This window comes from Klebsiella sp. H-Nf2 (assembly GCF_002806645.1).
Lineage (GTDB): Bacteria > Pseudomonadota > Gammaproteobacteria > Enterobacterales > Enterobacteriaceae > Klebsiella > Klebsiella variicola.
This window is the reverse complement of the sequence record NZ_PIBL01000002.1, coordinates 406235-432490: the sequence shown is the minus strand read 5'-3', so window position 1 is coordinate 432490 and position 26256 is coordinate 406235. Positions and strand designations below refer to the sequence as shown.

Genomic DNA, 26256 nt, shown 5'->3' with positions numbered 1-26256 from the left:
CCGGGCAACGGGCTGCATTATTTTCCCATCGCCCGGATGCGGCCTCTCAGGGGGCTTCGCGCCCGGCGAAAATCTCCGCCAGGCCGCTGCGCCGCTCGGTGCGCGTCACAATGGCCTGGGAGAGCACCTGCTCGTCGGCATAGAGCGACAATCGCTGTTTCGCGCGGGTGATTGCCGTGTAGACCAGTTCGCGGGTCACCAGCGGGACGCTGCGCGCCGGCAGGATCAGCGCCGCATGTTCGAACTCGGAGCCCTGCGATTTATGCACGGTCATCGCCCAGGCGGTATCATGCTCCGGCAGGCGACTCGGCTGCACCGACTTGATGGTGCCGTCGGGCATCAGGAACCACACCCGCAGCTCGCCGTTGCGCTCCAGCGCTATCCCGATATCGCCGTTAAACAGCCCCAGCGCGCTGTCATTGCGCGATATCATGATCGGTCGGCCGTCATACCAGCGGGAGTGGCGCGGCAGGGCGATCGCCCGCTGGCGGTTGAGCCGCTGCTCCAGCCGCTCATTGACGCCGCTCACGCCGTACGGCCCTTCGCGCAGCGCGCACAGCAGCTGGAATTCGCTGAAAGCGGCCAGCATGGCCTGCGGTTCGGCCCGCTCGCGGCGCAGCTGCAGGTAGCGTTCATAGCCCTGCTGGGCCGCGCCGAGCATGGCCTCGTACTCGTCGGTCGTGCTGAGGGGATGAAGCGCGATATCGTCAAACGGCTGGCGCAGCGTGGCCTTCACCTCCGCGCGCGCGCCAGCATTCACCGCCCGCGCCAGGCTCCCGATACCGGAGTGACTGCCGAAGCGATAGCTCTTTTGCAGCAGGCACAAGCTGTCTCTCAGCGCACCAGCGATAGTCCCATCGCCCGCGGGCACCGGAGAACCGGTCAGCCGGGTCAGCTCCTGCGCCCGCGCGGCAGTGTAGCCCGAGCTCGCCCAGGCGCAGATATCCCCCAGTACCGCCCCCGCTTCCACGGAGGCCAGCTGGTCGCGATCGCCAAGGAAAATCACCCGCCCGTGGGCCGGCAGCGCGTCGATAAGCCGCGACATCATCGGCAGGTCAATCATCGAGGCTTCATCCACGACCAGCACATCCAGATGCAGCGGGTTGCCGGCGTGATAGCGCATGCGCTGGCTGCCGGGCTGGGCGCCCAGCAGACGATGCAGCGTGCTGGCCTCGGTGGGAATTAACGCTTTCTGCGCATCGGTCAGCGGCAGCTTTCTCAGCGCCGCGCCCAGCGATTCGGTCAGGCGCGCCGCCGCTTTCCCCGTCGGTGCCGCCAGGCGAATACGGCAGCGCGGACTGTCGTCAATCTGGATCAGCGCCGCCAGAAGCTTCGCCACGGTGGTGGTTTTCCCGGTCCCGGGACCGCCGGAGATCACCGAGATGCGGCGAGTCAGCGCCACCGCCGCGGCCACTTTTTGCCAGTCGGTTTCGCCAGTGGCGGGAAACAGCGCATTTAGCGTTGACGCCAGCCGCGCCTCATCCATCTCCAGCACCCGGTTGGCTTCGTTAAAGAAGCGGGCGACGGTCAGCTCGTTGCGCCACATCCGATTCAGATAGAGCCGGTCGCCGCACAAAATCATCGGCGTCGGGGCATCGCCGCTGCTTACCGCCGATGAGGAAAGCAGCAACGCTGGCCAGTCCTCTGGCGCGCCGGCTTCGGCCAGCAGCCGATCGCGGATCTCCCCCGCTTTCCCGCTCAGCGCCTCATTGTCGTTCAGCCGCGAGAGCGGCAGGCAGACGTGCCCTTCTCCGGCATCCCGGCTCAGTAACGCCGCCGCCAGCTTAACCGCCGGCGGGTCGTTTTGCGCCACCATCAGGGCAAACTGGACGTCCAATGGCCGCAGCAGACGCTGCTCCACCGCGGCCAGCAGTAGTTGTTCGAAAGTCATGAGGCCTCCTCCTGAGTTTCTCCGGCAAAAAGCTGATCCAGACCGTCAATCAGCGGTCGCACCGGCCGGGTGGTGAAGATCCCCTGCTCCCCCTCCTGCCCGTCCATGCCGCGCAGGAAAAGATAAATCACGCCGCCAAAGTGGCGGTCGTAGTCGTAATCGGCCAGCCGGTGGCGCAGATAGCGGTGCAGCGCCAGGCTGTACAACTGATACTGCAGATCGTAGCGGTGGGCACGCATCGCCTGCTCCATCGCCGGCCGGGTGTAGGCCTCGCGATCTTCCCCCAGCCAGTTGGATTTGTAATCCAGCAGGTAATAACGGCCTTCGTGGCGGAAGACCAGATCGATAAAGCCCTTCAGCATGCCGCGCACCTGACGGAAATCCAGTGGCGGCGTGTCGGCGGAAAGCGGATCGTACTGGCGGATAAGCGCATCAAGGCGCTCCGCCGTCAGCAGTTGGGCGATAGGCAGGTAAAACGCCATCTCCACCTGTTTGTCCCGCGCCGCAAGCTGATTGAGCGCGATATCCGCCCCCGGCAGGCGGGTCTTCAGCACGCCGCCCAGCCAGTCGGTCAGCACCGGCGCCCACTGCGCATCAAACCCGCTCAGCTGCAGCTTCTCTGTCATCCATCCGTCGGGCACCGGCTGGGTGAAGTCCAGCTCCTCAAACAGGCTGTGCAGGAAGGTCCCCGGCGCGGCGCCGCGCGGGAACTGGTGTGGCGTCAACTGCGGCTCTTCCACGACTTCGCCGACGCCGGCGGCATCGACATCCAGGCGCGGCAGCAGATCCTGCCCGCCGCTGAAACCATGCTGCTGCAGTCCGGAGTAGCTGGTCACCCGCCAGTCGTCGGCGATGCGGCGCTGCAGCTCACGCGCCGACAGCGGGGGGATGGTCGCCGCAGGCGCCTGCCACGGGGTCAGATCCAGCTCGCCCGGTCTCTGTAATGCAATATCGCCATGACAGAAGTCCGCCAGCCGCTCGGCCAGCCCGGCGGCGTCCATGGCTTCGCCCGCCTGCAACAGCCGCCCCAGCGCGCTGAGGTGGAAATCGCTGTTGCCAGATTTCCGGCTGCTGAGCGGCGCCACCCCGAGGCTGCAGTGCCAGACCGCGCGGGTCAGGGCGACGTACAGCAGGCGCAGATCCTCCGCCAGCCGTTCCGCCTCCGCCAGCTCGAGGCTGGATTCAGCCTGGCCCAGATCCAGCACCGCCGCGAAGGTGTCGCGATCGTGGTAGAACGCCTGGTCCTGTTTACGAAACCGGGCGATAAACGGCAGCCAGACCAGGGGGTATTCCAGCCCTTTTGACTTGTGAATGGTGACAATTTGCACCAGGTGCTTATCGCTTTCGAGACGCATCTGCTGGCTGGCGGCGTTGCTATCCGGCTCGGCGATATGCTGCGTCAGCCAGCGCACCAGGGCATGCTCGCTTTCCAGTTGGCTGGCCGCCTCCTGCAGCAGTTCGCTGATATGCAGAATGTCGGTTAAGCGCCGCTCGCCGCCGCGGGTCGCCAGCAGGTTCTCGGCGATATGCCGGGCCGTCATCAGCGCCCGCAACATCGGCATCACCCCGCGCTGACGCCAGATCTGGCGGTATTCGCTGAACTCCTCCACCAGCGCGTCCCACGCCTGCTCATCCTGATTCAGGTTTTCAATATCCAGCGCGGTCAGGCCAAACATCGAGGTCGCCAGCGCGCTGCGCAGGGTATTTTCCCGCTCCGGAGCCAGCACCGCCTGCAATAGCCAGAGCAGTTCCTGGGCCTCCAGCGTCTCGAAAACGCTGTCGCGGTTGGAGAGGTAGACCGAGGGAATGCCCAGCGTCTGCAGCGCTTCACGCACCTGTGCCGCCTCCAGCCGGTTGCGCACCAGCACGGTGATATCCGAAGCCTGCACCGGGCGCGAGGTTTCCCCGCGCCACAGCAGCGCGCGCCCCTGCTGGCCGGCGCTCAGCCAGTCGCGGATCTGCGTGGCGCAGAGCTGCGCCATAAACGTCTGATAATCGCCAGAGCCGACGGCATCGCCGGGCATCAGCCAGACGTTCATCGCCGGTACGTCCGCCGCGTCAACGGTAAAGCGCAGCCCCTGGTTCTTTGCCGCCGCCTTCACCGGCAGAAACGGGATCTCACGAAACATGAAGGGGTTATCGCTGAGGCTGAACAGTCGGTTGACGCTGCCCACCATGCCCGGCGATGAGCGCCAGTTGGTATCGAGGGTGTAGTGCGCGGCAACGTCGCCGCGCGCTTTCATATAGGTAAAGATATCGGCACCGCGAAAGGCGTAGATGGCCTGCTTCGGATCGCCAATCAGCAGCAGCGCCGTCTCCGGCTGCTGGCGCCAGATGCGGCGGAAAATACGGTACTGCTGGGGATCGGTGTCCTGAAATTCGTCGATCATCGCCACCGGAAAACGCTGGCGAATGGCGCTGGCCAGCGCCTCGCCGCTGTCGCCGCGCAGCGCCTCGTCAAGCCGACTAAGCATATCGTCAAACCCCAGCTCGCCGCGGCGGCGCTTTTCGCGCGCGACCGCATCGCGGATCTCGACCATCGCTCTCGCCAGCACCAGATCGGTGAGCGTTAGCGACGAGGCCAGCAGCGACTCCACGGCGCTAAACAGAGGGTGCACCGGCGGTTCGCCACCGGCTTTGGTGCGCTCATGCAGAAACGACTGGGCAAATTTCTCCAGTGCGTCGGGCAGCAGGTAGCTCAACGTCTCTTCCTGCGCCCAGGCGTTCACTTTCTCAATCCACTTGCCCTGGTTGCCACGATTGAACTTCCGTCGGTCGAGCCCGGAATTTTCCAGCACGCCTTCTATCTCGCCCACCTGATCGCGCCACTGCTGCTTGAGCGAGTCAATGCGGCCGATGATCTGCTGATGGCGTTCGGCCAGCGTCTCGTCGGGGGCTGGCGGCGACTTAAGCTGCGGTGCTTCGCCCTGCAGCCAGCGGTCAAGGGACTTCAGCAGATCGCGCGGCCCTTTCCAGACGTCGTGGATCACCGCCGCGATATCACGGGTCAGCGGATAGCAGTGGCGGCGCCAGAAGTCAGCGCAGGCCTGATAGCGCAGGCGGGATTCATCCTCGATCAGCTGCTGCTCGAACAGCATGCCCGACTCGAAGGCGTTAAGGCTCAGCATCCGTTGGCAAAAGCCGTGGATGGTGAATACCGCTGCCTCGTCCATCTGCCGTTCGGCCAACAGCAGCGTCTTCGCGGCGTCGTCTTTATCGGCGATCTCCGCCAGCAGCGCGCTGTAGAGCGGGTTGTCGGATTCGCCGCGCAGGCAGGCGATGCGCAGTTCGTGGATGTTGCTGCGGATACGCCCGCGCAGCTCTTCGGTCGCCGCCTCGGTAAAGGTCACCACCAGCAGCTCTTCAACGCTGATGGCGCGGGGATAGGCAGACTCGCCGCCCAGCCCCAGCAGCAGCCGCAGATACAGCGCGGCGATGGTAAAGGTTTTTCCGGTGCCCGCAGAGGCTTCTATCAGGCGCTCGCCCCTCAGGGGCAAGCGCAGGGGATCCAAAGACTCAGCGGTGTCGGTCATTCATTCTCTCGCATCAGGGGTAAGGATTGCTGCAATGCGCTGACGTTTTCCCACACTTTGCCGCCTTTCGGCTGGGCATAGTCCGCTTTGCCATTCTGGCTACCGGAAATCTGGGACAGTATCGTCATGCCCTGCGGATCCACCACCGTCTGATGGAAGAAGTCGGCAAGTTTTTGCGGCGTCAGCAGTTTAATCTGAGCCACTACTTTATCACGTGAATCAAAACGCATATTACCGCGATCGAAATCTTTGCTCAGTTTCGAGGCTTCATCGCCCAGCGTCTGCGGCGCCTGCAGCATCTGGCTTATCACCGCCTGCTGGAGCTGAGCAAACTCTTCCGGCTTCATCGCCCGCAGCTTCGCCTCCGCGGTGGGGAAGAAGGCCTGGAACCGCTGCCAGAGGAAGGCCGGCTGCTTATCGCTACTCTGCAGCAGGAAGCCCATGCCCCACTGGCGCCCCACGTTCATCGGGAAGGCAAAGACCGCATAGCCGAGCTGCTCTTCGGTACGCAGCTGGTTGTAGAACCACGGCTGAATAATCTGTCCCAGCAGGGTGCTGGCGGCGGTACTGCTGAACTCATCAACATTGGGCGGCGCGAACACCGCGGCCAGCGCGGAGTCGGTGCTGTTGCCCGCTTTGTTGAAGATCGCCAGCTGCTGCCGGTTCACCACCACGTCTTTGTTGCGGCACCATTCGTTGCCGTCAGCGCCCAGCTGCTGCTGGATCTGGCGGGCCAGCGTCGTGGCGGCATCGGCGGTCATATTGCCGATCACCATCAGTTCAGGACGCCCCTTGGTTTTCAGGTTGGCGCGGTAGTCGAGCACCTCTTTAAGAGTGATGGAGGGCAGCAACGCCCGGCGCACTTCGCGCTGGAAGTACGGCACCTGGGAGACCATCTGGATCGGCATTATCGCCTGATCGTAGGCTTTGCCTTTCTCGGCGGAGTCCATCATCTGCGCATACCAGGATTTGGCCTGCTCCAGCTGCTCCTCGGTCGGCGTATAGCTGAAGTATCCCTGCAACAGATCGCTGAACAGCGCCGGAAGGTGCTGGGTATAGCCGTTGGCATTAACCATTAATCCGTTATTAGCGCCGGTGGAGAACGAAATGCCGCCGACCGCCGCCTGGTTACTGAGCTGATCGAGGGCGATGCCGGCGAGATAATCGTTGAGGGCAAACATCACCTGCCGGCGAGCGCTGTCCATCGCCTGGGGATTACGCAGCACCAGGGAGATATCCGCCTTCGGCTCGCTGGCAAAATACTGGCTCGGGGCATACACCACCCGCAGCGTCGGTTCATCCAGGATCAGCTGCGGATGCGGCCAGGCTTTATCGCTTTTGATGAGGGTGAAATCATCCGGAATATAGGGGTTGAGCACCGGCAGCTGTAGCTGGATGGCCTGCGATTTTTGCTGCCAGTCAGCGAATGTCTGCTCGCTAATCTTATCCACCTGATACGGCGCATCGACAAAATAGGCCGTCTTGTTATGCGGCTCCTGGGGGCTGATATACCAGATACGGGCGTTCTGCGGGGTCATCATCGCCAGCCGGTCTTTGATCGCCTGCGGGTCGTACTGGTCGGCAATATTCACCACGTCCAGCGCATGCTCGACCGGCACCCGGATCATGGTATCCGCCAGCCATTCCACGTAGTCCATGTCGCGGTTGATCGACGGATAGCGGAAATCCAGCGCCAGCACATGCGCCAGTTCGTCGAAGTACCGTTTGTCGATGCCCTGGGTACGCAGGAGGTCAAGGTAGCTGAAAATGGCCGCCGTCACTTCGTCGCGGTGCGCCAGGCCTTTATCGGTGAGAGTGGCAGAGATCGCCAGCACACCGCTGTTGCCGTTTACCACCGGATCGGAATCCGCGCGGATACCTTCCGCCAGCCCCTGCTTTTGCAGCCAGTCGGAGAGCGTGCCCGGGCTGCGGTTGCCGATGAGATAGGTGACCAGCTCATCAGTTTTGCTGCGGAAGCGATCGCTGTTGTTGTCGATGCGAAACTCGACGCGCAGCACTTTACGCGGCATCGCTGGAACATAGTGAATAATGATGCCTTTTTGCGCATCCGTTACCACCGGGACGGTAATTTCCGGCCTGCTGATCTGACGATTCGGCACGCGGCCAAAAGTGTCAGCAGCCATGCGCGCCAGCTCCGGCAACGGCTTGTTGCTGTAGATCACCGCTTTCATCAGGTTGGCGGAGTACCAGCTATCGCGGAAGGTGTGCAGCGCATCAAGCACCGGACTGCCGGGCTTATCGCTGAGCGTCTCGAGGTTACCACCGGAGAAGTGGGCCGCCGGGTGGGCCGGGTTGATGGTCTCCGCGCTGACCTGGGCCATACGCATCCCGTCTCGCGTCCGGGCCATCGTCAGCTCGGCGTTGACCGCGTTACGTTCGCGGTCGGCATATTTTTTATCCAGCAGCGGCGCGGCGATGGCGTCGGCCAGGCGGTCTACGGCCCCGTCCAGGGCATCATTTTCCACTTCGAGATAAAACGCGGTGCGGTAAGGCGCGGTGCTGGCGTTATGGCTGCCGCCGTGCAGCTTAAGAAACTCTGCAAGGCTGTCAGGCTGGGGATATTTTTGCGACCCCATCAGCGTCATATGTTCCAGAAAATGCGCCAGCCCCTGATGATCGGCCGGATCCTGCAGGGATCCCACCGGCACCACCAGCGCCGACAGCGATTTCACCGCCTGCGGATCGGAAACCAGCAGCACGACCATGCCGTTATCAAGGCGGATCGCCTGATACTGACGCGTATCTTTTTCGCTTTTGCGGATCGTCTCCTGAATCGGCTGCCATCCGGTGTCGGCCTGACTAAACGGCGCCCAGAGGGCGGCCAGCACAACAAAAACCTTGAACCATAAACTGCGGGGCATTCACGAACCTCATCATTAACAAACTTGCGCTGCACAGCGTGCAGCCTTTTATGTCCATCAGTCCGTGATACGTTGCGCATAATAAATGAACCGCCATTCACTGCGCAATTTTTATACTATTTAAATTTGTGTGGACTGATGGTAACGATATAGCGGTAACAGATAACGCTGCGTCTGGGCAATGATTTCTTCGTAATGCGCCGGCTCCAGCGAACGCCACAGGCGTTGATACCAGATATCGGCGCCCTCCCCGCTGACCACCATGTTACCTTCGTAGGTCTGCAGGAATTTGCTCCGCGCTTTCTGCTGCGTCTCTTCGTCCATTAAGATGACATCCTTTTCGGCGTCGTAACAGGCTTTCAGCCAGGCACCACCGCTTTCCGGCAGCAGCAGCAGCGGCTGTGACATCCCCTGCAAATAGCCATCCACCAGCGCATTAAGGTACGCCTGCGCCTCGGCGGGCGCCAGCGCCGGGAAGCGCCACTCTCCCTCTTTACGCACAAACAGCCGGCTCTCGCCGGTGCCGCCGCTGGCACAGTAGACAAGATGTTCCAGCCAAAGTTGCATCCCCTGGGAGACGCTCAGCAGCGAAGGTCGCCAGCGCAGCAGGCCGTCCGGCTGCACCTGCTGCAGCCAGCCGGTGAGATTTACGCTGCCGCACTGGAGATCAATCTCCATACTCTGCGCCTGCTGGCGCTCGGCCATCACTCGCTCGGCCAGGGCCTGCATCTCCAGGCGCTGCGTCTCCCAGACCAGCTCGCCAAAGGCGCCATACGGCAGCTCGCCGGCGGCGCGAAAGCGGCGGAACATAGCCGAGACGTCCTGCTCCTCGATAAGTGTATTGAGCAACTGCTGATTCAGTTGATAACGGCTCAGCCCTTCAAGAGTGAAGGGTTCGTCGTCAGGAATATCGTCCTCTTCCGCGCGGAAATTGACCCGCAGACGCTGCTGAAAGAACGCGCGAACCGGGTGCTGCCAGAAACGTAAGAGCTGCTCGAACGGCAGGCTGTCAATCGGCGGCGCGGTGAGCGGCTGAATGAAATCGCTATGCGCTTCCCCCTGCTGACCGGCGGCGGCCAGCCATTCGCGGGCGTAGCTTTTGTTCTCGTCCTCCTGAAAATTGGCGACGTCGAACGGCATGCGCGTATGCAGATGGGTGATATGAGCTTTGACCCGGGCTTCGCTGGCGTCACAATCAAGCTCCTCGTCGCCAGCGAGACAGTGGCTCTGGCCGATATAATCCGCCAGCTCCTGCACCAGCACCGAGGGAAAGCGCTCGCTGTTGTCCTGGATAGAACGGCCGATGTAGCTGATATACAGCGTCTGTTCGGCGGACATCAGCGCTTCGAGGAACAAATAGCGGTCATCATCACGCCGGCTGCGGTCGCCGCGCTGCGGCTTCTGGCTCATCAAATCAAAGCCCAGCGGCGGCAGCGTTCGCGGATAAACCCCGTCGTTCATCCCCAGCAGGCAAACCACTTTGAAAGGAATAGAGCGCATCGGCATCAGGGTGCAGATGTTGACCGGGCCGGCAAGAAAGCGCTGACTGATCCGCTGCTGATCGAGACGCTGGGCCAGTTCGTCGCGCAGCAGCGTCAGTGGCACCTGGTCGCCATACTGTGCTTCCAGACCGCTATCAATAACCGCCAGCCATTGTTGCTCAATCAGCGCCAGCGCCGCTTCGGTCTCGCTGTCCGGCAGGAAAAAGTCATTCAGCAGATCGCGACAGACCGGCAGCCACTCCGCCAGCGGCCGCTGCTGGGCGAGGCCACGTCGCCACAGATTAAGCTGCATCAGCAGCGACGCAAGGTTGCCCACCAGTTCGGCGATCAAACCGCTGGATTCGTCATACGGCAGCACCGACTGCCATTCTCCCTCGCGGCTGTCCATGGCGTAGCCCAACAGCATGCGGGTGAGGCCGAACCGCCAGGTATGCTGCCCGGTCGCCGGCAGGTCCAGCTCGCGGACGTTGTCGTCATCCATTCCCCAGCGGACGCCGGACTCGTTCACCCACTGACGCAGGTAGCGCAGCCCTTCTTCCGTGATATTAAAGCGCGCCGCCAGCACCGGCACATCCAGCAGCGCCAGCACATCTTCGCTGGCGAAGCGGCTGTCCGGCAGCGAGAGCAGCGTAATAAACGCCTGCAGCACCGGGTGCGACTCGCGGGCGCGCCGGTCGGAGATCGCCCACGGCAGCCAGCGATCGCCGCTGGCCGCGCCAAACACCGCCTGAATATAGGGACTGTAGCTGTCGATATCCGCCACCATGACGATGATATCCCGCGGCGTGAGCGTCGGATCCGCCTCCAGCATCGCCAGTAGCCGATCGTGAAGAACCTCCACTTCGCGCTGCGGACTGTGGCAAACGTGAATGCTCAGACTGCGGTCATCCAGCGCCAGCGGACGTTTGTCGCGACTGTGGGCGAACGCCTCTGCGCTCTGCCCGGCCACCGCCGCGTTGCGCAGTTCGAGGACATCCGACTGCAGGTTATGCAACAGGTTATCAGGGGCAATGTCGACAAAGGCGTCCAGCTCCTCATAGCGCTCCAGCCCTGCCAACAGGTAGATATAATCACGCCCCAGTTTGCCCCAGGAGGCGAGCAACGGGTTGCCGACATCCTGCTCCCCGGCGTCATTAAACAACCCTGGCGCCTGCTCGGTGTCGCGAAACAGGGGTAGCGCGCGCCCCTCGCGGTGATGGCGCCGCTGACGCGACAGCAGCTTCGCCAGAAACGCCGGATCCTTAATGTCTCCCCAGTAGTAGCGGCAGGGGTTGGTGAACAGCACATAGACATCAACATGCTTACCCAGCGCCTGCAGCGCCTGCAGGTAGACCGGCGGCAGCGCAGAAATCCCGCAGATGAAAACGCGCGACGGCAGCCCGGCGGGCGGTTCGTCCGCTTTCTCCAGGGTGCTGATAAAGCGCTGGTAGAGATTGGCGCGGTGCCACTGCGGTTGCCCCAGCTCGGCGGTGTAGCTCACCAGCGCCTGCCACAGCGGCGCCTGCCACTGCTGTGCGTCGCCGAGGCCATCAACCCGCTGGCCGGCCTCCCAGCGCATCAGCCACTCCGGGCGATAGACGAGGTACTGGTCATAGAGGTCCGCCACCCGGGCGGCGAGTTGAAACAGCTTGCGCTTGTCACCGTCATCGCTCAGATACTGGCGCAGCAAGATAAAATCGTCTTCCTCCAGGTGCTGCGGCAGGAGGGTCATCAGCTTCCAGCTCATGCTCTGCTTGCTGAAGGCGCTTTCGCCCGGAATATCTTTCAGGACGCGCACAAACATGTCCCAGATAAAGCTCGCCGGCAGCGGGAACTCGATATTGGCGGCAATCCCGAAGCGCGAGGCCAGGGTCATCTGCAGCCACTGCGCCATGCCGGTACTCTGCACCAGCACCATTTCGGCCTGAAAAGGGTCATCCAGCCGCTGGCGCTCGACGATAAATTCCATCAACGCCTCGAGAACATCCAGCCGGTTTGAGTGGTATACCCTTAACATAATTGCTCCTGACTACTGACTGACCGGGCAATGCAGCCGGGTCATCTGCGCCCGCTTTGCAACGGGCCTACTGATCGTTACTGTGATGCTGACACATCTTTGCGTCGATGTCTGCATACGGCTTACCTGCCCGTGTTCCGGCGACGGCGGCGCGGAGAGCTGGCTATAGCGCCACGCGTCGCGCCACAGCTGACGCGTCTGGTTCAACTGGTGAACCCCTTGCGCCATTCCGCGCTGATAGCCGCCCAGCGCGGTGACCGTCAGCACCATCAGCGCCATCGCCAGCACGGTCTCCGGCAGGCTAAACCCCCGCTGACGCTTCAGGGCATTTGACATAAGCTCACCTCCCTGAGCGGGCAAAAATCGCTCCAGCCGTGGGCGGAAAAACGCACCTGTCCGCCGCGCACCTCGCCGGACTGCCAGACCTGCACCTCGCCGCTGGCGCTGCTGAGCAGCAGCGAACCGTCGCTGAAGATACGCAGACAGGCACGCCAGCCCTGCTGTGCCTGCTCCCGGCAGGCCAGTGGTACCTGCGCCGACCAGGCCTGCTGTTTTCCCCACTGCAGCGCCGAATGGGCGATGGCCGTATCGCGGATTGCCTGCGTTTCGCTGGCAGTTTGCGCCAGCAGCGCCCGCTGCTGCAGGTTAAGCCCCTCGAGTAACAGGCTGCCGAGAGTCAGCAACAGTAGCACCATCAGCAGCGACGACATCCCACGCTGGCGGATCACAGGTTATACCCCGTCACCCGCTGCTCCACCTCACTCACCAGCCCCGCCTGCCGGGCAGAGCGCGCCGCCAGCGTCACGCTCAGCTCCGGCGCAAAGCCCGTGGTGACCAGACGCTGTACCGAGAAGCGCGTCACTACGATAGCGGCCGGGTTGGTGATTTTTTCCCATCCGCTGCCGCGGCAGTCGCTGGCCCCGCGCAAGGTCTCCAGCGCACCGTCGCGCAGGCGAAAGCCAGTACTCTCCGCCATTGCCGCAGGGGAGGTTTCCCATGTCCCGTTGCTGTTCGCATCCCAGCGCACAATCAGGCACTCGCCGCCGGCGGTTAGCTCCAGCCCGGCTCCGCCGCACGCTCCCCGGCAGTACCCGGCGCGCTGCAGGTGTTTCCCCACGGCATACACGCGCTGCCACAGCTCATTCTCCAGGGCCAGCTGTTCGCCCTGACGCAGAATATGGCGCTGCAGGGCAGGCAGAAAGCGGCAGGCTCCGATCAGCAGCAGCGAGCCAATTGCCATGGCGATAAGCGCCTCCGCCAGGGAAAATCCGCGGCGGCTCACTGGCATCCTCCTGCGCTGTCGCTGGGGCATAAACGAATCCGCCCCCAGTGTGAGATCACGATGCTCCAGCTGCCGGCCGCGCTCTGCAGCCGCAGATTCCCCGCCCAGGCGGTGCTGCGCAGACCATAAAACCCCAGACCAGGCGTAACACCGACCAGCGTGATCCCCGGCCAGCGCGGGCGCAGCGTGAAGGCCGACCCGGCGGTGCAGTCCGCCCCTTCCCCCTGCGCACTCAGGCACCAGCCCTGCTCGTCCTGGCCGACGCGAAGCACACGGTCACGGTTGTACGCGTTGGCGTCATCGCGCAGAAAGACCAGAAAATCCCGCACCTGGGCGGCGGTTTGCCACAGACGTTGCTGTTGCTGCCAGCGCTGCCAGCCGTACAGGCCGCCGACGCTGAGGATCATCATCAATGTCAGCGTTACCAGGGTTTCCATCAGGGTATAGCCATGTTCTCTGTTCATGGCGTCGAGTATGCCGCGGCGGTTGGCCCTGGCGCGACGACGGAAAATAGCTTTCCCGGCCAGATACGCAAAAAAGGTTTGCATACTCGACAGAAGAACATTTTTTTGCGAGCGTCTACCCAACTTCGCCCACCGCAACCGCCGGGGGGCAGTGGGCTGGCTGAAGCGAACTTATCCCTGTGGCTATGGAGATAGCCTCCATTCTGATGGTGCAAAAGGCATAAAAAAACCGGCGCCATCGGGCGCCGGTTGGTCATCTCTGCTGGGGGTTAAATCGCCACCGGCGCTTTAATGCCCGGGTGCGGATCGTAACCTTCAATCTCGAAGTCTTCAAAGCGATAGTCGAAAATCGACGCCGGCTTGCGTTTGATGACCAGCTTCGGCAGCGGACGCGGTTCGCGGCTTAGCTGCAGGTGAGTCTGCTCAAGATGGTTGCTGTACAGATGGGTGTCGCCACCCGTCCAGACGAAATCACCGACCTGCAGATCGCACTGCTGCGCCACCATATGCACCAACAGCGCGTAGCTGGCGATGTTAAACGGCAGGCCGAGGAACACGTCACAGGAGCGCTGGTACAGCTGGCAGGAGAGCTTGCCATCGGCGACGTAGAACTGGAAGAAGGCGTGGCACGGCGCCAGGGCCATTTTATCCAGCTCTCCGACGTTCCACGCCGAGACGATGATCCGGCGGGAGTCCGGGTCGTTTTTCAGCTGGTTCATCACCGTGGTGATCTGGTCGATATGACGCCCATCCGGCGCAGGCCAGGAGCGCCACTGTTTGCCGTAGACCGGCCCCAGGTCGCCGTTTTCATCTGCCCACTCATCCCAGATCGTGACGTTGTTGTCGTGCAGATAGGCGACGTTGGTGTCTCCCTGCAGGAACCACAGCAGTTCATGGATGATGGAGCGTAAATGACAGCGCTTGGTGGTCACCAGCGGGAAGCCTTCCTGCAGGTTAAAACGCATCTGATGGCCGAAAATAGAGATCGTGCCAGTGCCGGTGCGGTCATTTTTTGGCGTGCCCTCGGTGAGCACTTTCTGCATCAAATCAAGATACTGTTTCATGGTTCCTCAAGAATTCTGTTGCTGCGGACGGCGGCGGTAAGCCCAAACCATCATAATGATACCCGCAAGCACCATCGGGATCGAAAGAATCTGCCCCATGCTGATGTACTGCACCCAGCCGCCGGTGAACTGAGCGTCGGGCTGGCGGAAAAATTCCACGATAATGCGGAACAGGCCGTAGCCAATCAGGAACAGACCGGAAACGGAGCCGGTCGGGCGCGGTTTACGGATAAACAGGTTCAGGATCAGGAACAGCACCACGCCTTCCAGCGCCAGCTCGTACAGCTGCGACGCGTGACGCGGCAGCGCGCCGTAGGTATCGAACAGCGATTGCCATTCCGGATGCGTCGGCAGCAGCGCCAGGTCTTCGGCACGGGAGCCCGGGAAAATCATCGTGTAGTGGAAGCTCGGGTCCACGCGGCCCCACAGCTCACCGTTGATGAAGTTGCCCAGACGTCCGGCGCCAAGGCCAAACGGGATCAGCGGCGCGATAAAATCGGAGACCTGGAAGAAGGTGCGTTTGGTGCGTCTGGCGAAGATAATCATCACCAGGATCACGCCGATCAGGCCACCGTGGAACGACATGCCGCCGTCCCAGACGCGGAACAGATACAGCGGATCGGCAAGAAATACCGGCAGGTTGTAAAACAGCACGTAGCCGATACGGCCGCCCAGGAAGACGCCGAGGAAACCCGCGTAGAGCAGGTTTTCCACTTCATTTTTCGTCCAGCCGCTGCCCGGACGATTCGCGCGACGGGTGGCCAGCCACATCGCAAAGACAAAACCCACCAGGTACATCAAACCGTACCAGTGGAGGGAGACCGGGCCTAGAGAAAAAATGACCGGATCGAACTCCGGAAAATGCAGGTAGCCACTATTCATCTGTCACCATAAAGACTTGTTATTCCGCCGAAAGTGGACAGCGGTGATGATCTATGCCCGATAAAAACGGGCACGCCGAAGGAGGCGAATCATAGCATAAGCCTGGGGTGCGATCCGCGCCGAACGTGTAAAAGATATGTATACGGATGCTAACAGAATGCCGTTTTCCCGGCGGTACCCTCATTTTGCCGAATGGCGCGAACAGAGGATCCCCGGGTTACGGCTTACGCCTCACCCGGGCTACCGCTATCGCCCACCGCGGATCAGGCCGCCGAGACCGCGACGCTCCATAAAGGCCGCCACCTGATGGCGCACCTCGGCGGTCATCTGGGCATCGAGGCTGCGACGCGACAGCTCCTGCGCCTCTTCGATATCAATGCGGCGCAGCAGATATTTCACCCTCGCCACCGAGCGGCCGTTCATCGACAGATGGCGATAACCGAGGCCGATAAGGATCGTCACGCACATCGGGTCGCCTGCCATCTCGCCGCACAGTCGCAGATCGATGCCAAAGCGCTCAGCATCATGGGCGATCATCGCCAGCGCCCGCAATACCGCAGGATGCAGGCTGTCATACATGCTGGCGACCCGGGTATTGTTGCGGTCGACGGCCAGCAGGTACTGGGTCAGGTCGTTCGTCCCTACCGAGATAAAATCGATCCGACTGGCCAGCTGCGGCAGCATAAAGACCATCGACGGGACCTCCAGCATCACCCCCAGGCGTGGACGTGGGATGGCGTAGCCGATCATCTCTTCCACTTCCCGGCTGGCGCGGTCGATCAGCCGACGGGCCTCATCCACCTCCTCCAGACTGGTCACCATCGGCAGCAAAATGCTCAGGTTGCCGGTGGCGGCGTTGGCGCGCAGCATCGCCCGCACCTGGATCAAAAAGATCTCCGGCTGATCGAGGGTGATGCGGATCCCGCGCCAGCCGAGGCACGGGTTCTCTTCACTGATCGGCATATACGGCAGCTGTTTATCCGCGCCGATGTCCAGGGTACGCAGGGTCACCGGTTTGCTGTTAAACATCTGCAGCATGCCCTGATACTGCGAGACCTGCTCCTCTTCAGAGGGGAAGCCGCTCTGCAGCATAAAGGGAATTTCGGTACGGTAGAGGCCAATGCCGTCAACAAAGCTGCCGAGCTTCTCTTCGTGCTCCGGGCTTAAGCCGGCGTTGAGCATGACTTTCACCCGCTCGCCGCTTTTCAGCTCCGACGCGCGCTGGAGATCGTCCTCCGCCAGGCGGCTGAGCTCGTTCTCTTCGCTAATAAGGCGCTGATATTCCTGCAACAGGACAGGTTCTGGATCCACCAGCAGCTCACCGCGATAGCCATCGACAATCAGGGTATGGCCATGCAGCAGAGAGGGCTGGATATCGGCACCCATCACCGTCGGGATCCCGAGGGCGCGTACCATAATGGCGGCATGGGAGTTGGCGGCGCCATCGCGCACCACCACGCCGACCAGACGATCCTGCGGCACTTCGGCGAGGGTGGTGGCCGACAGCTCGTCCGCCACGAGGATAATGCGCGCCGGCCAGGTGTTGGGCCCCTGAATGCTGTCGTCGAGATGGAACAGCAGACGCTGACCCAGGGTACGCAGATCGCCGGCCCGCTCTTTCAGATAACCGTCGCTGAGCGCGGCAAACTGTTCGGCGAACTTCTCAATGATCTTTTTGACCGCCCACTCAGCCACCGCGCCTTTGTCGACTTCGGCAAACAGCTCGCGACGCAGGCGGGCGTCAGAGAGGAGGTGCGAGTAGAGATCGAAAATCGCCGCCGTCTCTTTTTGCGCGCCGGCAGCATAGCGTTTGCTGTAGCGACGAAATTCGTTAGCCGCCTCTTCCAGCGCGCCGGTCAGGCGTTCGCGTTCCGAGGCGGTGTCCAGCGTCGAGGCTTCATACACCTGCTCCATCAGCGGCAGGCTGACGTCCATCCAGCCCTCGGCAATCGCCACCCCGGAAGAGGCCGGCAGGGCGCGAATGCGCGTCTGACGATACTGGCCGAACAGGGCGTTCAGCTGGGACTGGGAGAGGATCGCCGCCATCTGGGTGGCGAGGGTGACGAGGAAAGACTCTTCGCTTTCATCAAACTGACGCAGCTCGCGCTGCTGGACCACCAGCACGCCCAACAGCTGGCGGCGCTGAATGATCGGCACGCCAAGGAAGGCGCGGAAGCGGTCCTCTTTGACGGCAGGGATATATTTGAAGCTGGGGTGTTTTTGCGCATCAGCGAGGTTGATGGGCTCCGCCAGACGGCCAACCAGCCCCACCAGGCCTTCATCGAACGCCAGCGCAACGGTGCGCCCGCGAGGTTTTTTTAACCCGCGGGTGGCCATCAGGTAATAGCAGCGTCGGTCATTGTCAGCCAGGTAAACCGAGCAGACTTCCGTCTCCATCGCCTGGCAGACATCCGTCACCAGAATATCCAGCGCCTCGTTTAAACGCGGCGCACTCGCGACCTTCTCGACTATTTCTCGCAACCGAGTGAGCATAATGTGCGTGGCTTAACCTCTTTTACGTCGATATGCAGGCGCACTTTGCGGCTTAGGTGCACTCTCCGCCAGCGACATGGTCACGCTGGCGAACTCTTTCATCACCCGGCGGTAGACGTCGCGCTTGAACGACACCACCTGGCGAACCGGGTACCAGTAACTCACCCAGCGCCAACCATCAAATTCAGGTGTACTGCTGGTTTGCATATTGATGTCCGCATCGTTGCCGATCAACTGCAAAAGAAACCACTTTTGTTTCTGGCCGATACAAACCGGCTTTGTGTCCCAACGCACCAAACGTTTAGGCAACTTGTAACGCAGCCAGTTACGGGTTGAGGCAAGGATCCGCACATCTTTACGGCTTAACCCGACCTCTTCAAACAATTCCCGATACATCGCCTGCTCTGCGGATTCTCCTGGATTTATGCCCCCTTGCGGGAACTGCCACGAGTGCTGACCATAGCGTCGGGCCCACATGACCTGGCCCTGACGATTACAGATTACAATACCGACATTTGGGCGGTAGCCATCGTCATCAATCACCGGACTACCTCAAGATAAGCTTCAATGTGAATGATTGTTTCACACTCGCCGGAAACGGTAAACCACTCTGTTCGCACACTGAGAACGGATAACATTTGAATAACTCACAGTAATTGCCAGAGTTATAAACAATGAATGCGGTTGGCGCCCTATTTTATTCACTTTTTCTGTGGATAGAGTTGTGAAGAAGTACGGAATTACCCCGGGAAAACCCGGAGTAATCTGAACATCGCACCGCTAACACCTTAAAATAATGATAGCATATTCATTAAGTTAGAATATATTCCTTTCACTTATTACAGCGTAACGTGACGATCATCACATATGCGATCCGCTGACTGATGAAAGATCGAGCAATGTCGATTTTATCCACAGATTACGCGCAGACCGCGGGCAGGTTTTCTCTAAAATTTCGATTTTCGTCGCACGTCAAGGCTGTAAATCGAACCAGTAGTGAGGCTTTTCCCCAGTTATCCCACTTTTCTGTGGATAACATGGTGTAAGATCCTGTTTATTGTCAGTGACCAGTTCTGGAAAACCTGTTTTCACGGTTTTCACCCGCGGCGCAATAAGTTTAAAAACTCATATAAATCATGGCATTGATATAGTTACTCAGAAAACGGTAAACTCTATCCACAACGCGCAAAAATAGCGCTCATTTTTTAGCCAAAGGTAGCGCCCTATGCCCACTATCGCCCCTCTCTCCTCGCCGCCGCAAAGTCAGGAACAGTTGCTGGCCCAGGCCCGTCAGCTGGCTGGCTATTCGCTGGGCGAGCTGGCGGCGCTGGCCGGGATCCCCATTCCGCGCGATCTGAAACGCGATAAAGGCTGGACGGGCATTCTGCTGGAGCTGTGGCTGGGCGCCAGCGCAGGCAGTAAACCCGAGCAGGATTTCGCCGCGCTGGGGGTCGAGCTCAAAACGATCCCCATCGACAGCCGGGGGCGTCCGCTGGAGACCACCTTCGTCTGTGTCGCCCCGTTAACCGGCAATAGCGGCGTCACCTGGGAGAGCAGCCATGTGCGGCATAAGCTGCAGCGCGTCCTGTGGATCCCGGTGGAGGGTGAGCGCACCATTCCGCTGGCGGCGCGGCGCGTCGGCGCACCACTGTTGTGGAGTCCGGACGAAGACGAGGAGCGCCAGTTGCGCATGGACTGGGAGGAACTGATGGATCTCATTGTTCTGGGCGAAGTTGAGCGCATTACCGCCCGCCACGGCGAGGTGCTGCAGTTAAGACCGAAAGCCGCCAACAGCAAGGCGCTGACCGAGGCCATCGGCGCGCACGGGGAGACGATCCTGACGCTGCCGCGCGGCTTTTACCTGAAAAAGAATTTTACCGCCGCCCTGCTCGCCCGCCATTTCTTGTTACAACACGATTAATTTTTTGTTCTGCGTTAGGGCTTGCATATAATTGCTGCTTTCTATTTTGCAGGACTTTGAACAATGTTATTTGCATGGATAACCGATCCTAACGCCTGGCTGGCGCTGGGCACATTGACGCTGCTGGAGATCGTGCTCGGGATCGATAATATTATTTTTCTCTCTCTGGTCGTGGCCAAGCTCCCCACCGCCCAGCGCGCCCATGCGCGTCGGATCGGCTTAATGGGGGCGATGATCATGCGCCTGGCGCTGCTGGCCTCTATCGCCTGGGTGGTGAAACTGACTAACCCGCTGTTCAGCGCCTTCGGACAGGAGATTTCGTTTCGCGACCTGATCTTGCTGCTCGGCGGACTGTTCCTTATCTGGAAGGCCAGTAAAGAGATCCATGAATCTATCGAAGGTGAAGAAGAGGGGCTGAAGACGAACGTCCACTCCTTCCTCGGCGCTATCGTGCAGATCATGCTGCTGGATATCATCTTTAGCCTCGATTCAGTGATCACCGCCGTCGGCCTGTCGGATCATCTGTTCATCATGATGGCGGCGGTAGTGATTGCGGTGGGGGTGATGATGTTCGCCGCGCGACCTATCGGCGATTTTGTTGACCGTCATCCTTCGGTGAAAATGCTGGCGCTGTCGTTTCTGATCCTCGTCGGCTTTACCCTGATGCTTGAAAGCTTCGACGTCCATGTGCCGAAGGGATACATCTACTTCGCCATGTTCTTCTCTATTGCGGTGGAGAGCCTTAACCTGCTGCGCAATAAGAAAAACCCGCTGTAAACCACAAAATTGCAGCCTGGTCACAGGCTGCAACCCTTTTTCAGACTTTACTGCTTTTTATGTCTCACAAATCAGGCTATTAATAGACGGGTATGGGGTGCAGCTACTCAAGAGGTGATGACGATGAAAAAATGGGCAGTATTGATTTCCGCCGTAGGACTGGCGTTCTCGGTTTCCGGTTGCAGCAGCGATTACGTCATGGCGACCAAAGATGGGCGAATGATCCTGACCGACGGTAAACCTACCGTGGATGATGATACCGGTTTAATCAGTTACGAAGATCAGCAGGGTAATAAAATGCAGATCAATCGTGACGACGTTTCGCAAATCATTAAGCGTTAATCTTTCCCCGTCGGCCCCAGCCTCTGTTGACGCTGCGCTTACCGACAACCAGTCTTTTGAGAAGAGTCGGGATACACCAGGACACCGCGGGTTCCACCCACCGCCCCTCCTCGTCACCCGGCTTTTTTGATTTTTTACTTCCTCTTTTTCTCACCCTCTGCCATGTTGATACTCCTTTGTCGGGGAATGCCTGACCTTATAAATAAAAAGGAAGCTGGCTATGCAGTATCACCGTATCCCACACAGTTCTCTTGAAATCAGCACCCTCGGGCTGGGGACCATGACCTTTGGCGAGCAGAACAGCGAGGCCGATGCCCATCAGCAGCTCGACTATGCGGTTGCCAATGGCATCAATCTGATCGATGTCGCCGAAATGTACCCCGTCCCGCCGCGCCCGGAAACTCAGGGGCTGACCGAAACCTACGTCGGCAACTGGCTGGCGAAACGCGGCAATCGCGAAAAGCTGGTGCTGGCCTCCAAAGTCAGCGGGCCCGCGCGCAATAACGACAGCAGCATTCGGCCCAATCACGTCCTGGACCGCAAAAATATCCGCGAGGCGCTGCACGCCAGCCTGAAGCGGCTGCAGACCGATTATCTCGACCTGTATCAGGTACACTGGCCGCAGCGCCCAACCAATTGCTTTGGCAAGCTGGGCTATACCTGGGCTGATGCCGCGCCCGCCGTGACGCTGCTGGATACTCTCGAAGCGCTGACCGAGTTCCAGCGCGCCGGGAAGATCCGCTACATCGGCGTGTCGAACGAAACCGCCTTCGGCGTGATGCGTTATCTGCACCTGGCGGATAAGCACGACCTGCCGCGGATCGTGACCATTCAGAACCCCTACAGCCTGCTGAACCGCAGCTTTGAAGTTGGCCTGGCGGAAGTCAGCCAGTTCGAAGGCGTGGAGCTGCTGGCCTACTCCTGCCTGGCTTTCGGCACACTGACCGGGAAATATCTCAACGGCGCCAAACCGGCAGGGGCGCGTAACACGCTGTTCAGCCGCTTTACGCGCTACAGCAGCGAACAGTCGCAGAAAGCGGTAGCGGCCTATGTGGATATCGCCAAACGCCACGGCCTCGATCCGGCGCAAATGGCGCTGGCCTTTGTGCGTCGGCAGCCATTTGTCGCCAGCACCCTGCTGGGGGCGACGACCATGGCGCAGCTGCAGGCCAACGTGGAAAGTTTGCAGCTTGAGCTGAGTGAAGAGGTATTAGCGGAGATTGAAGCGGTGCATCAGGTTTATACCTACCCGGCACCGTAAGAAAGCAAAGCCCCGGGTGGCGGCGTATACGCCTTACCCGGGCTACCGAAGAGCAGACATTGGTGAACCCGTCGCCCGGTTAAGCGCAGCGCAAGCCGGGAGGTTATTTACGCCGCCCCCAGACCCACAGCGCAGCAATGGCCACGGCAAAAACCGCACCAAACCCTAACCCAACGGCGACCGGCGGAACGCCCACGCTCACCGCCAGGGAATAGAGCCCCAACATCAGCAGCATCGCCACGTTTTCGCCCAGGTTCTGTACCGCAATCGCGTTACCTGCCCCGACCGAATGTTTCCCACGCTCCTGCAGCAGCGCGTTCAACGGTACGATAAAGAACCCGCCGAACACCCCGAGCAGTAACAGCAGACCGAACGCCGGCAGCAGCGACTGCTGCACCGCAAAGGCCATCACCGCGATACCGATCAATATTCCCGCCGGCATACAGCGCGATACCGTCTCCAGGGTCACCAGCTTCGCCGCCGCCCCGGCCCCCAGCACAATCCCCACCGCCACCATCGCATTGAGATAGGTCGGCATGGCGTTGCTGGTAATCCCCAGCGCCACCGGCACCCAGATCACCAGCAGGAAGCGCAGGGTCACGCCAGCGCCCCAGAACAGGCTGGTCCCCATCAGCGAAAAACGGGTTTCGCCGTTGCGCCACAGCGTGCGGCAGGCGCTGAAGAAGCTGTGCGTCATTGGCTTAAAACGCCACGACTGCCCCGGACGCGCCGCCGGCAGCCTGGGTATCCACAGGTTTGCCACTACCGCACCGCCGTAGACCAGCGCGCAGACGATCAGCGCCGCCAGTACGTGCCAGTCGGCGAGGATCCCGCCAGCCATCGAGCCCAGCAGGATCGCCGCGATGGTCGAGGACTCCATCAGTCCGTTAGCCTTCACTAACTTATCGCCGGTGGTCAGTTCGCCGAGAATGCCATACTTGGCCGGCGAGTAGGCGGCGGCGCCAATCCCTACCAGCGTATAGCCGATAAACGGATTGACGCCGAAGCAGATACAGCCGGCGCCGAGCAGCTTCAGGCCGTTGGCCACCATCATCACCCGGCCTTTGGCAAAGCTATCGGCAAACTGGCCGACAAAAGGAGCAAAAAGAATGTAAGCGCCCACAAACAACATCTGCAGGACCGGCTGGCTCCACTCCGGATAATAGAGCTGCTTCATCAGCGCCAGGGTGGCGAAGAGAAGCGCGTTGTCGCCGAAGGCCGACAGGAACTGGGCGCAGATCACCGCCATCATCCCTTTCGAGTACAGCGAAGGGTTAGTATGTACTGACTCACTCATGGGTTGTTTCCGCCTCGTCGACCATGTTTTTCAGGGTGACATAGTCTGGCTTGCCGCTGCCGAGCACCGGCAGTTGCTTCAGCCAGCGTATATCTCGCGGTACCGCCAGCTCCGGTACTCCGTGCTGGCGAGCGTAGCGCAGCAGGGCTTCGCGAGTCAGTTCATTATCGGTGGTAAACAGCACCAGCGCCTCGCCTTTGCTGGCGTCCTGTTTAATCGCTGTGGCGTGCATCTTGTCCGGCGACGCGCCGAGGGCCACCTGCTCCACCATCTCCAGGGAGATCATCTCGCCGGCGATTTTGGCGAAACGCTTAGCGCGGCCCTGAATGCGAACATAGCCCTGCTCGTCGAAGGTCACGATATCGCCGGTGTCATACCAGCCCGCTTCCTTCTCACCGTGCTGGTTTTCCGCCGTCGGCGTTTCCAGTACCCCGGGGTTTTCCACCCGCAGGTAGCCTTTCATGATGTTTGGCCCTTTCAGCTGCAGTCGTCCCCCTTGCTCGATGCCTGGCATCGCCAGCAGGCGGGCGTCCATCCCCGGCAGGATACGGCCCACGGTGCCAACCTTCGCCGCCATCGGCACGTTAATCGATACCACCGGCGCGCACTCGGTCACGCCATAGCCTTCAAGAATGCGCAGGCCGAATTTATCCTGCCACAGCTGTTTGGTGCTCTCCTGCAGCTTCTCCGCGCCGGCGACCACGTAGCGCAGGCGGTAGAAATCATACGGATTAGCGAAGCGGGCATAGTTGGCGAGGAAGGTCGAGGTACCGAACAGCACCGTGCAGTTGCGATCGTAGACCAGCTCCGGCACCACGCGATAGTGCAGCGGGCTGGGATAGAGAAACACTTCTGCCCCGGTAAACAGCGGCGTCAACAGACCGACGGTGAGGCCAAAGGAGTGGAACAGCGGCAGCGCCGACATAAAGCGGTCGTTGGCGGTAAAGTCGGCGATGGTTTTGATCTGCTCGACGTTGGCCAGCAGGCTCTTATGGCTGTGCACCACCCCTTTCGGATTACCCTCTGAGCCGGAGGTGAAGAGGATCATCGCCGCGTCTTCCGGCTGCTGCTTAACCTGCGCCAGACGCGGCGCCAGCAGATGACCGAAAATCCATAGTTTGTCCGCGGGGGTGATATCGCCTTTGAGATCTTCCAGGAACACCCAGCGCACCTGGGTCAGCTGCTCCGGCAGATGCCAGAGTTTGCCTTTATCAAGGAAGGTGCGTGAGGTAAAAATAGTGTTGATTTCCGCAGCGGCTATCGCACTGCTGAGCCCTTTCACCCCAGCGGTATAGTTCATCATCGCCGGAATGCGCCCGCGAGCGATAGCGCCGAAAATCACCGCCGCGCTGATGCCGGCGTTGGGTAGCATCAGGCCGATCTTCTCGCCCTGCTGGCTGTATTTTTCCAGAATGCGGGCGACAAACAGGGTTTTGGTCAGCAGCTTGCGATAGGTATCCGGCTGGAAGTTGATATCCTCCACGCAGGGTTTGCGCGCGCCGAAGCGGTCCTGCGCCGCCAGCAGCGACTCATACAGGGTTTCCCGCGGACGCACTGCCATCCGGGCTTCCATCATGATTTGATGCAGCATTTCTCCAGCGATTTTCCGCCGGTCGCGGGCGCGCGGCGCTTCGGGCATCGGCAGATGGGTGGGCGGCAGCAAATGCAGCTGAATACGCGGGAACAGGCGACGTTTCACCAGCCCCTTCAGCCGGCTGAACGGCGTCAGTTCGGCGCCTTCAATGCGTAACGGCACGATGGTCGCCTGCGATTTGGCGGCGACAAAGGCGGCGCCGTCATAAATTTTCATCAGCGAGCCGCTGACCGAAATTCGCCCCTCCGGGAAAATAACCACCGGCCGCCCCTGCTCAATCAGGCGCACCAGATGTTTGATCGACATCGGTTTAGTCGGGTCCAGCGGCACAAAGTCGATAATCGGCGTCAGCGCGCGCATAAACCAGCGCTGGCTGATTGAGCTATAGACCGCAAAAACCGGTCGGACCGGCAAAAACAGTGCCAGCAGAATGCCGTCGAGGAAAGAGACGTGGTTCGGGGTAATTAAGACCTTTTGCTGGTATAAAGCCTGCGTGTCGCCGGTCAGTCTGACCCGGTATAACCCCTTGAACAGCAGTCTGAAAAATCCCAAAAGCATAACAACTCCATGTGACCGGTTGATGAGTCAAAGCAGGTTACACGAGAAGGCGTGGGAAAGCAGTGCAGCGGGGAGATTTTCGGAATAAAAAAAACCTGCGCATCTGCGCAGGTCGGTGTAAGACGTTCAGTACGAAGAGCGTACTTAAGAAACTCACCTATCAATACCTCTGGGATCTCGATTGTCGCGTTTTTCACCCGGCCCGGGCCAGCAGGAAAACGCAAGGGAGTGAGCCTAAGTGCAACCAGGTATTACGATTTTCGGTATCTGTAACAACGTCGACGGCGGGCAAAAAAAAACCTGCGCATCTGCGCAGGCTGGTGTAAGTAAAGTGGTCAACGTGACGTTGACTCCACCTATCAATACCTCTGGGATAGCCAGAATATCAACCTGATCCGCGAACAAACCAGCGAACATTCGCAACAGCACATCGCAAAGTGTAAGCAAAGGTTTGTATTTCCCTGCGCCGGTTTCAATTAGCGATGGCGTCAATGTAAACAGGTTACCCATAAGCCCG

19 protein-coding genes are annotated in these 26256 nt (G+C 60.4%); 5 read left to right on the top strand and 14 right to left on the bottom strand.

Annotation, left to right across the window (positions count from 1 at the left end; translation table 11 throughout):
• Positions 1-46: 46 nt before the first annotated feature.
• The 12 genes from recD to rppH form a co-directional block, all read right to left on the bottom strand.
• On the bottom strand, positions 47-1891 hold the full coding sequence (gene recD, locus CWM58_RS08795) for an exodeoxyribonuclease V subunit alpha (protein WP_100680750.1): 1845 nt from the start codon (positions 1889-1891) through the stop codon (positions 47-49).
• A complete protein-coding gene (recB, locus tag CWM58_RS08790) occupies positions 1888-5424 on the bottom strand; it encodes an exodeoxyribonuclease V subunit beta (RefSeq protein WP_100680749.1) in 3537 nt (1178 codons plus the stop codon). Before recB ends, recD begins: the two co-directional genes overlap by 4 nt.
• Positions 5421-8306 (bottom strand): pitrilysin, encoded by a 2886-nt coding sequence (gene ptrA, locus CWM58_RS08785; protein ID WP_061153423.1) that lies wholly within the window; start codon positions 8304-8306, stop codon positions 5421-5423. The genes recB and ptrA overlap by 4 nt, the downstream gene beginning before the upstream one ends.
• A gap of 120 nt (positions 8307-8426) precedes the next feature.
• Complete coding sequence (recC, locus tag CWM58_RS08780; RefSeq protein ID WP_100680748.1) at positions 8427-11804, bottom strand: exodeoxyribonuclease V subunit gamma; 3378 nt, start codon at positions 11802-11804, stop codon at positions 8427-8429.
• 12 nt (positions 11805-11816) lie between these two features.
• Positions 11817-12140: a prepilin-type N-terminal cleavage/methylation domain-containing protein gene (locus CWM58_RS08775; protein WP_074387663.1), complete on the bottom strand. Its 324-nt coding sequence runs from the start codon at positions 12138-12140 to the stop codon at positions 11817-11819.
• Entirely contained in the window at positions 12125-12532 is a 408-nt protein-coding gene (locus CWM58_RS08770) for a DUF2509 family protein (protein ID WP_061153420.1), read from the bottom strand. Before CWM58_RS08770 ends, CWM58_RS08775 begins: the two co-directional genes overlap by 16 nt.
• The gene (locus CWM58_RS08765) at positions 12529-13086 is read right to left on the bottom strand and encodes a prepilin peptidase-dependent protein (RefSeq protein WP_100680747.1); all 558 of its coding nucleotides are present in this window, start codon (positions 13084-13086) and stop codon (positions 12529-12531) included. The genes CWM58_RS08770 and CWM58_RS08765 overlap by 4 nt, the downstream gene beginning before the upstream one ends.
• The gene (locus CWM58_RS08760; protein ID WP_061153418.1) at positions 13083-13634 is read right to left on the bottom strand and encodes a prepilin peptidase-dependent protein; all 552 of its coding nucleotides are present in this window, start codon (positions 13632-13634) and stop codon (positions 13083-13085) included. The genes CWM58_RS08765 and CWM58_RS08760 overlap by 4 nt, the downstream gene beginning before the upstream one ends.
• 185 nt (positions 13635-13819) lie before the next feature.
• Entirely contained in the window at positions 13820-14614 is a 795-nt protein-coding gene (thyA, locus tag CWM58_RS08755; RefSeq protein WP_061153417.1) for a thymidylate synthase, read from the bottom strand.
• A gap of 6 nt (positions 14615-14620) precedes the next feature.
• Positions 14621-15496: a prolipoprotein diacylglyceryl transferase gene (gene lgt, locus CWM58_RS08750; RefSeq protein ID WP_100680746.1), complete on the bottom strand. Its 876-nt coding sequence runs from the start codon at positions 15494-15496 to the stop codon at positions 14621-14623.
• A gap of 246 nt (positions 15497-15742) precedes the next feature.
• Positions 15743-17989 (bottom strand): phosphoenolpyruvate--protein phosphotransferase, encoded by a 2247-nt coding sequence (ptsP, locus tag CWM58_RS08745; RefSeq protein WP_100631300.1) that lies wholly within the window; start codon positions 17987-17989, stop codon positions 15743-15745.
• 12 nt (positions 17990-18001) lie between these two features.
• Positions 18002-18532, bottom strand: coding sequence for an RNA pyrophosphohydrolase (rppH, locus tag CWM58_RS08740; protein WP_004205443.1), 531 nt, complete (start codon positions 18530-18532; stop codon positions 18002-18004).
• 453 nt (positions 18533-18985) lie between these two features.
• Here rppH and CWM58_RS28510 point away from each other — a divergent pair, with 453 nt between their 5' ends.
• The 5 genes from CWM58_RS28510 (at position 18986) to CWM58_RS08715 (ending at position 22290) form a co-directional block, all read left to right on the top strand.
• Positions 18986-19135, top strand: coding sequence for a hypothetical protein (locus tag CWM58_RS28510; RefSeq protein WP_165785751.1), 150 nt, complete (start codon positions 18986-18988; stop codon positions 19133-19135).
• Between the two features lie 79 nt (positions 19136-19214).
• Entirely contained in the window at positions 19215-19910 is a 696-nt protein-coding gene (gene mutH / locus CWM58_RS08730) for a DNA mismatch repair endonuclease MutH (RefSeq protein ID WP_008806331.1), read from the top strand.
• 63 nt (positions 19911-19973) lie between these two features.
• Positions 19974-20687, top strand: coding sequence for a TerC family protein (locus CWM58_RS08725; RefSeq protein WP_074387658.1), 714 nt, complete (start codon positions 19974-19976; stop codon positions 20685-20687).
• A 123-nt stretch (positions 20688-20810) separates the two neighbouring features.
• Positions 20811-21029 carry a YgdI/YgdR family lipoprotein gene (locus CWM58_RS08720; RefSeq protein WP_002915974.1) on the top strand — a complete coding sequence of 73 codons (219 nt, stop codon included), beginning with the start codon at positions 20811-20813 and terminating at the stop codon, positions 21027-21029.
• 220 nt (positions 21030-21249) lie between these two features.
• Positions 21250-22290, top strand: a complete 1041-nt coding sequence (locus CWM58_RS08715; protein WP_008806332.1) for an NADP(H)-dependent aldo-keto reductase — start codon at positions 21250-21252, stop codon at positions 22288-22290.
• Between the two features lie 103 nt (positions 22291-22393).
• On the opposite strand, the gene lplT is transcribed toward CWM58_RS08715, so the two are convergent.
• Together lplT and aas are read right to left on the bottom strand one after the other, a co-directional pair.
• Positions 22394-23587, bottom strand: coding sequence for a lysophospholipid transporter LplT (gene lplT / locus CWM58_RS08710; protein ID WP_061153413.1), 1194 nt, complete (start codon positions 23585-23587; stop codon positions 22394-22396).
• A complete protein-coding gene (gene aas, locus CWM58_RS08705) occupies positions 23580-25739 on the bottom strand; it encodes a bifunctional acyl-ACP--phospholipid O-acyltransferase/long-chain-fatty-acid--ACP ligase (RefSeq protein WP_100680745.1) in 2160 nt (719 codons plus the stop codon). The genes lplT and aas overlap by 8 nt, the downstream gene beginning before the upstream one ends.
• Positions 25740-26256: the final 517 nt, after the last annotated feature.

Coding starts and splice junctions, on each gene's coding strand:
- recD (WP_100680750.1), bottom strand. CDS start 1,891: ATGACTTTCGAACAACTACTGCTGGCCGCGGTGGAGCAGCGTCTGCTG.
- recB (WP_100680749.1), bottom strand. CDS start 5,424: ATGACCGACACCGCTGAGTCTTTGGATCCCCTGCGCTTGCCCCTGAGG.
- ptrA (WP_061153423.1), bottom strand. CDS start 8,306: ATGCCCCGCAGTTTATGGTTCAAGGTTTTTGTTGTGCTGGCCGCCCTC.
- recC (WP_100680748.1), bottom strand. CDS start 11,804: ATGTTAAGGGTATACCACTCAAACCGGCTGGATGTTCTCGAGGCGTTG.
- CWM58_RS08775 (WP_074387663.1), bottom strand. CDS start 12,140: ATGTCAAATGCCCTGAAGCGTCAGCGGGGGTTTAGCCTGCCGGAGACC.
- CWM58_RS08760 (WP_061153418.1), bottom strand. CDS start 13,634: ATGCAAACCTTTTTTGCGTATCTGGCCGGGAAAGCTATTTTCCGTCGT.
- thyA (WP_061153417.1), bottom strand. CDS start 14,614: ATGAAACAGTATCTTGATTTGATGCAGAAAGTGCTCACCGAGGGCACG.
- lgt (WP_100680746.1), bottom strand. CDS start 15,496: ATGAATAGTGGCTACCTGCATTTTCCGGAGTTCGATCCGGTCATTTTT.
- ptsP (WP_100631300.1), bottom strand. CDS start 17,989: ATGCTCACTCGGTTGCGAGAAATAGTCGAGAAGGTCGCGAGTGCGCCG.
- mutH (WP_008806331.1), top strand. CDS start 19,215: ATGCCCACTATCGCCCCTCTCTCCTCGCCGCCGCAAAGTCAGGAACAG.
- CWM58_RS08725 (WP_074387658.1), top strand. CDS start 19,974: ATGTTATTTGCATGGATAACCGATCCTAACGCCTGGCTGGCGCTGGGC.
- CWM58_RS08720 (WP_002915974.1), top strand. CDS start 20,811: ATGAAAAAATGGGCAGTATTGATTTCCGCCGTAGGACTGGCGTTCTCG.
- CWM58_RS08715 (WP_008806332.1), top strand. CDS start 21,250: ATGCAGTATCACCGTATCCCACACAGTTCTCTTGAAATCAGCACCCTC.
- lplT (WP_061153413.1), bottom strand. CDS start 23,587: ATGAGTGAGTCAGTACATACTAACCCTTCGCTGTACTCGAAAGGGATG.
- aas (WP_100680745.1), bottom strand. CDS start 25,739: ATGCTTTTGGGATTTTTCAGACTGCTGTTCAAGGGGTTATACCGGGTC.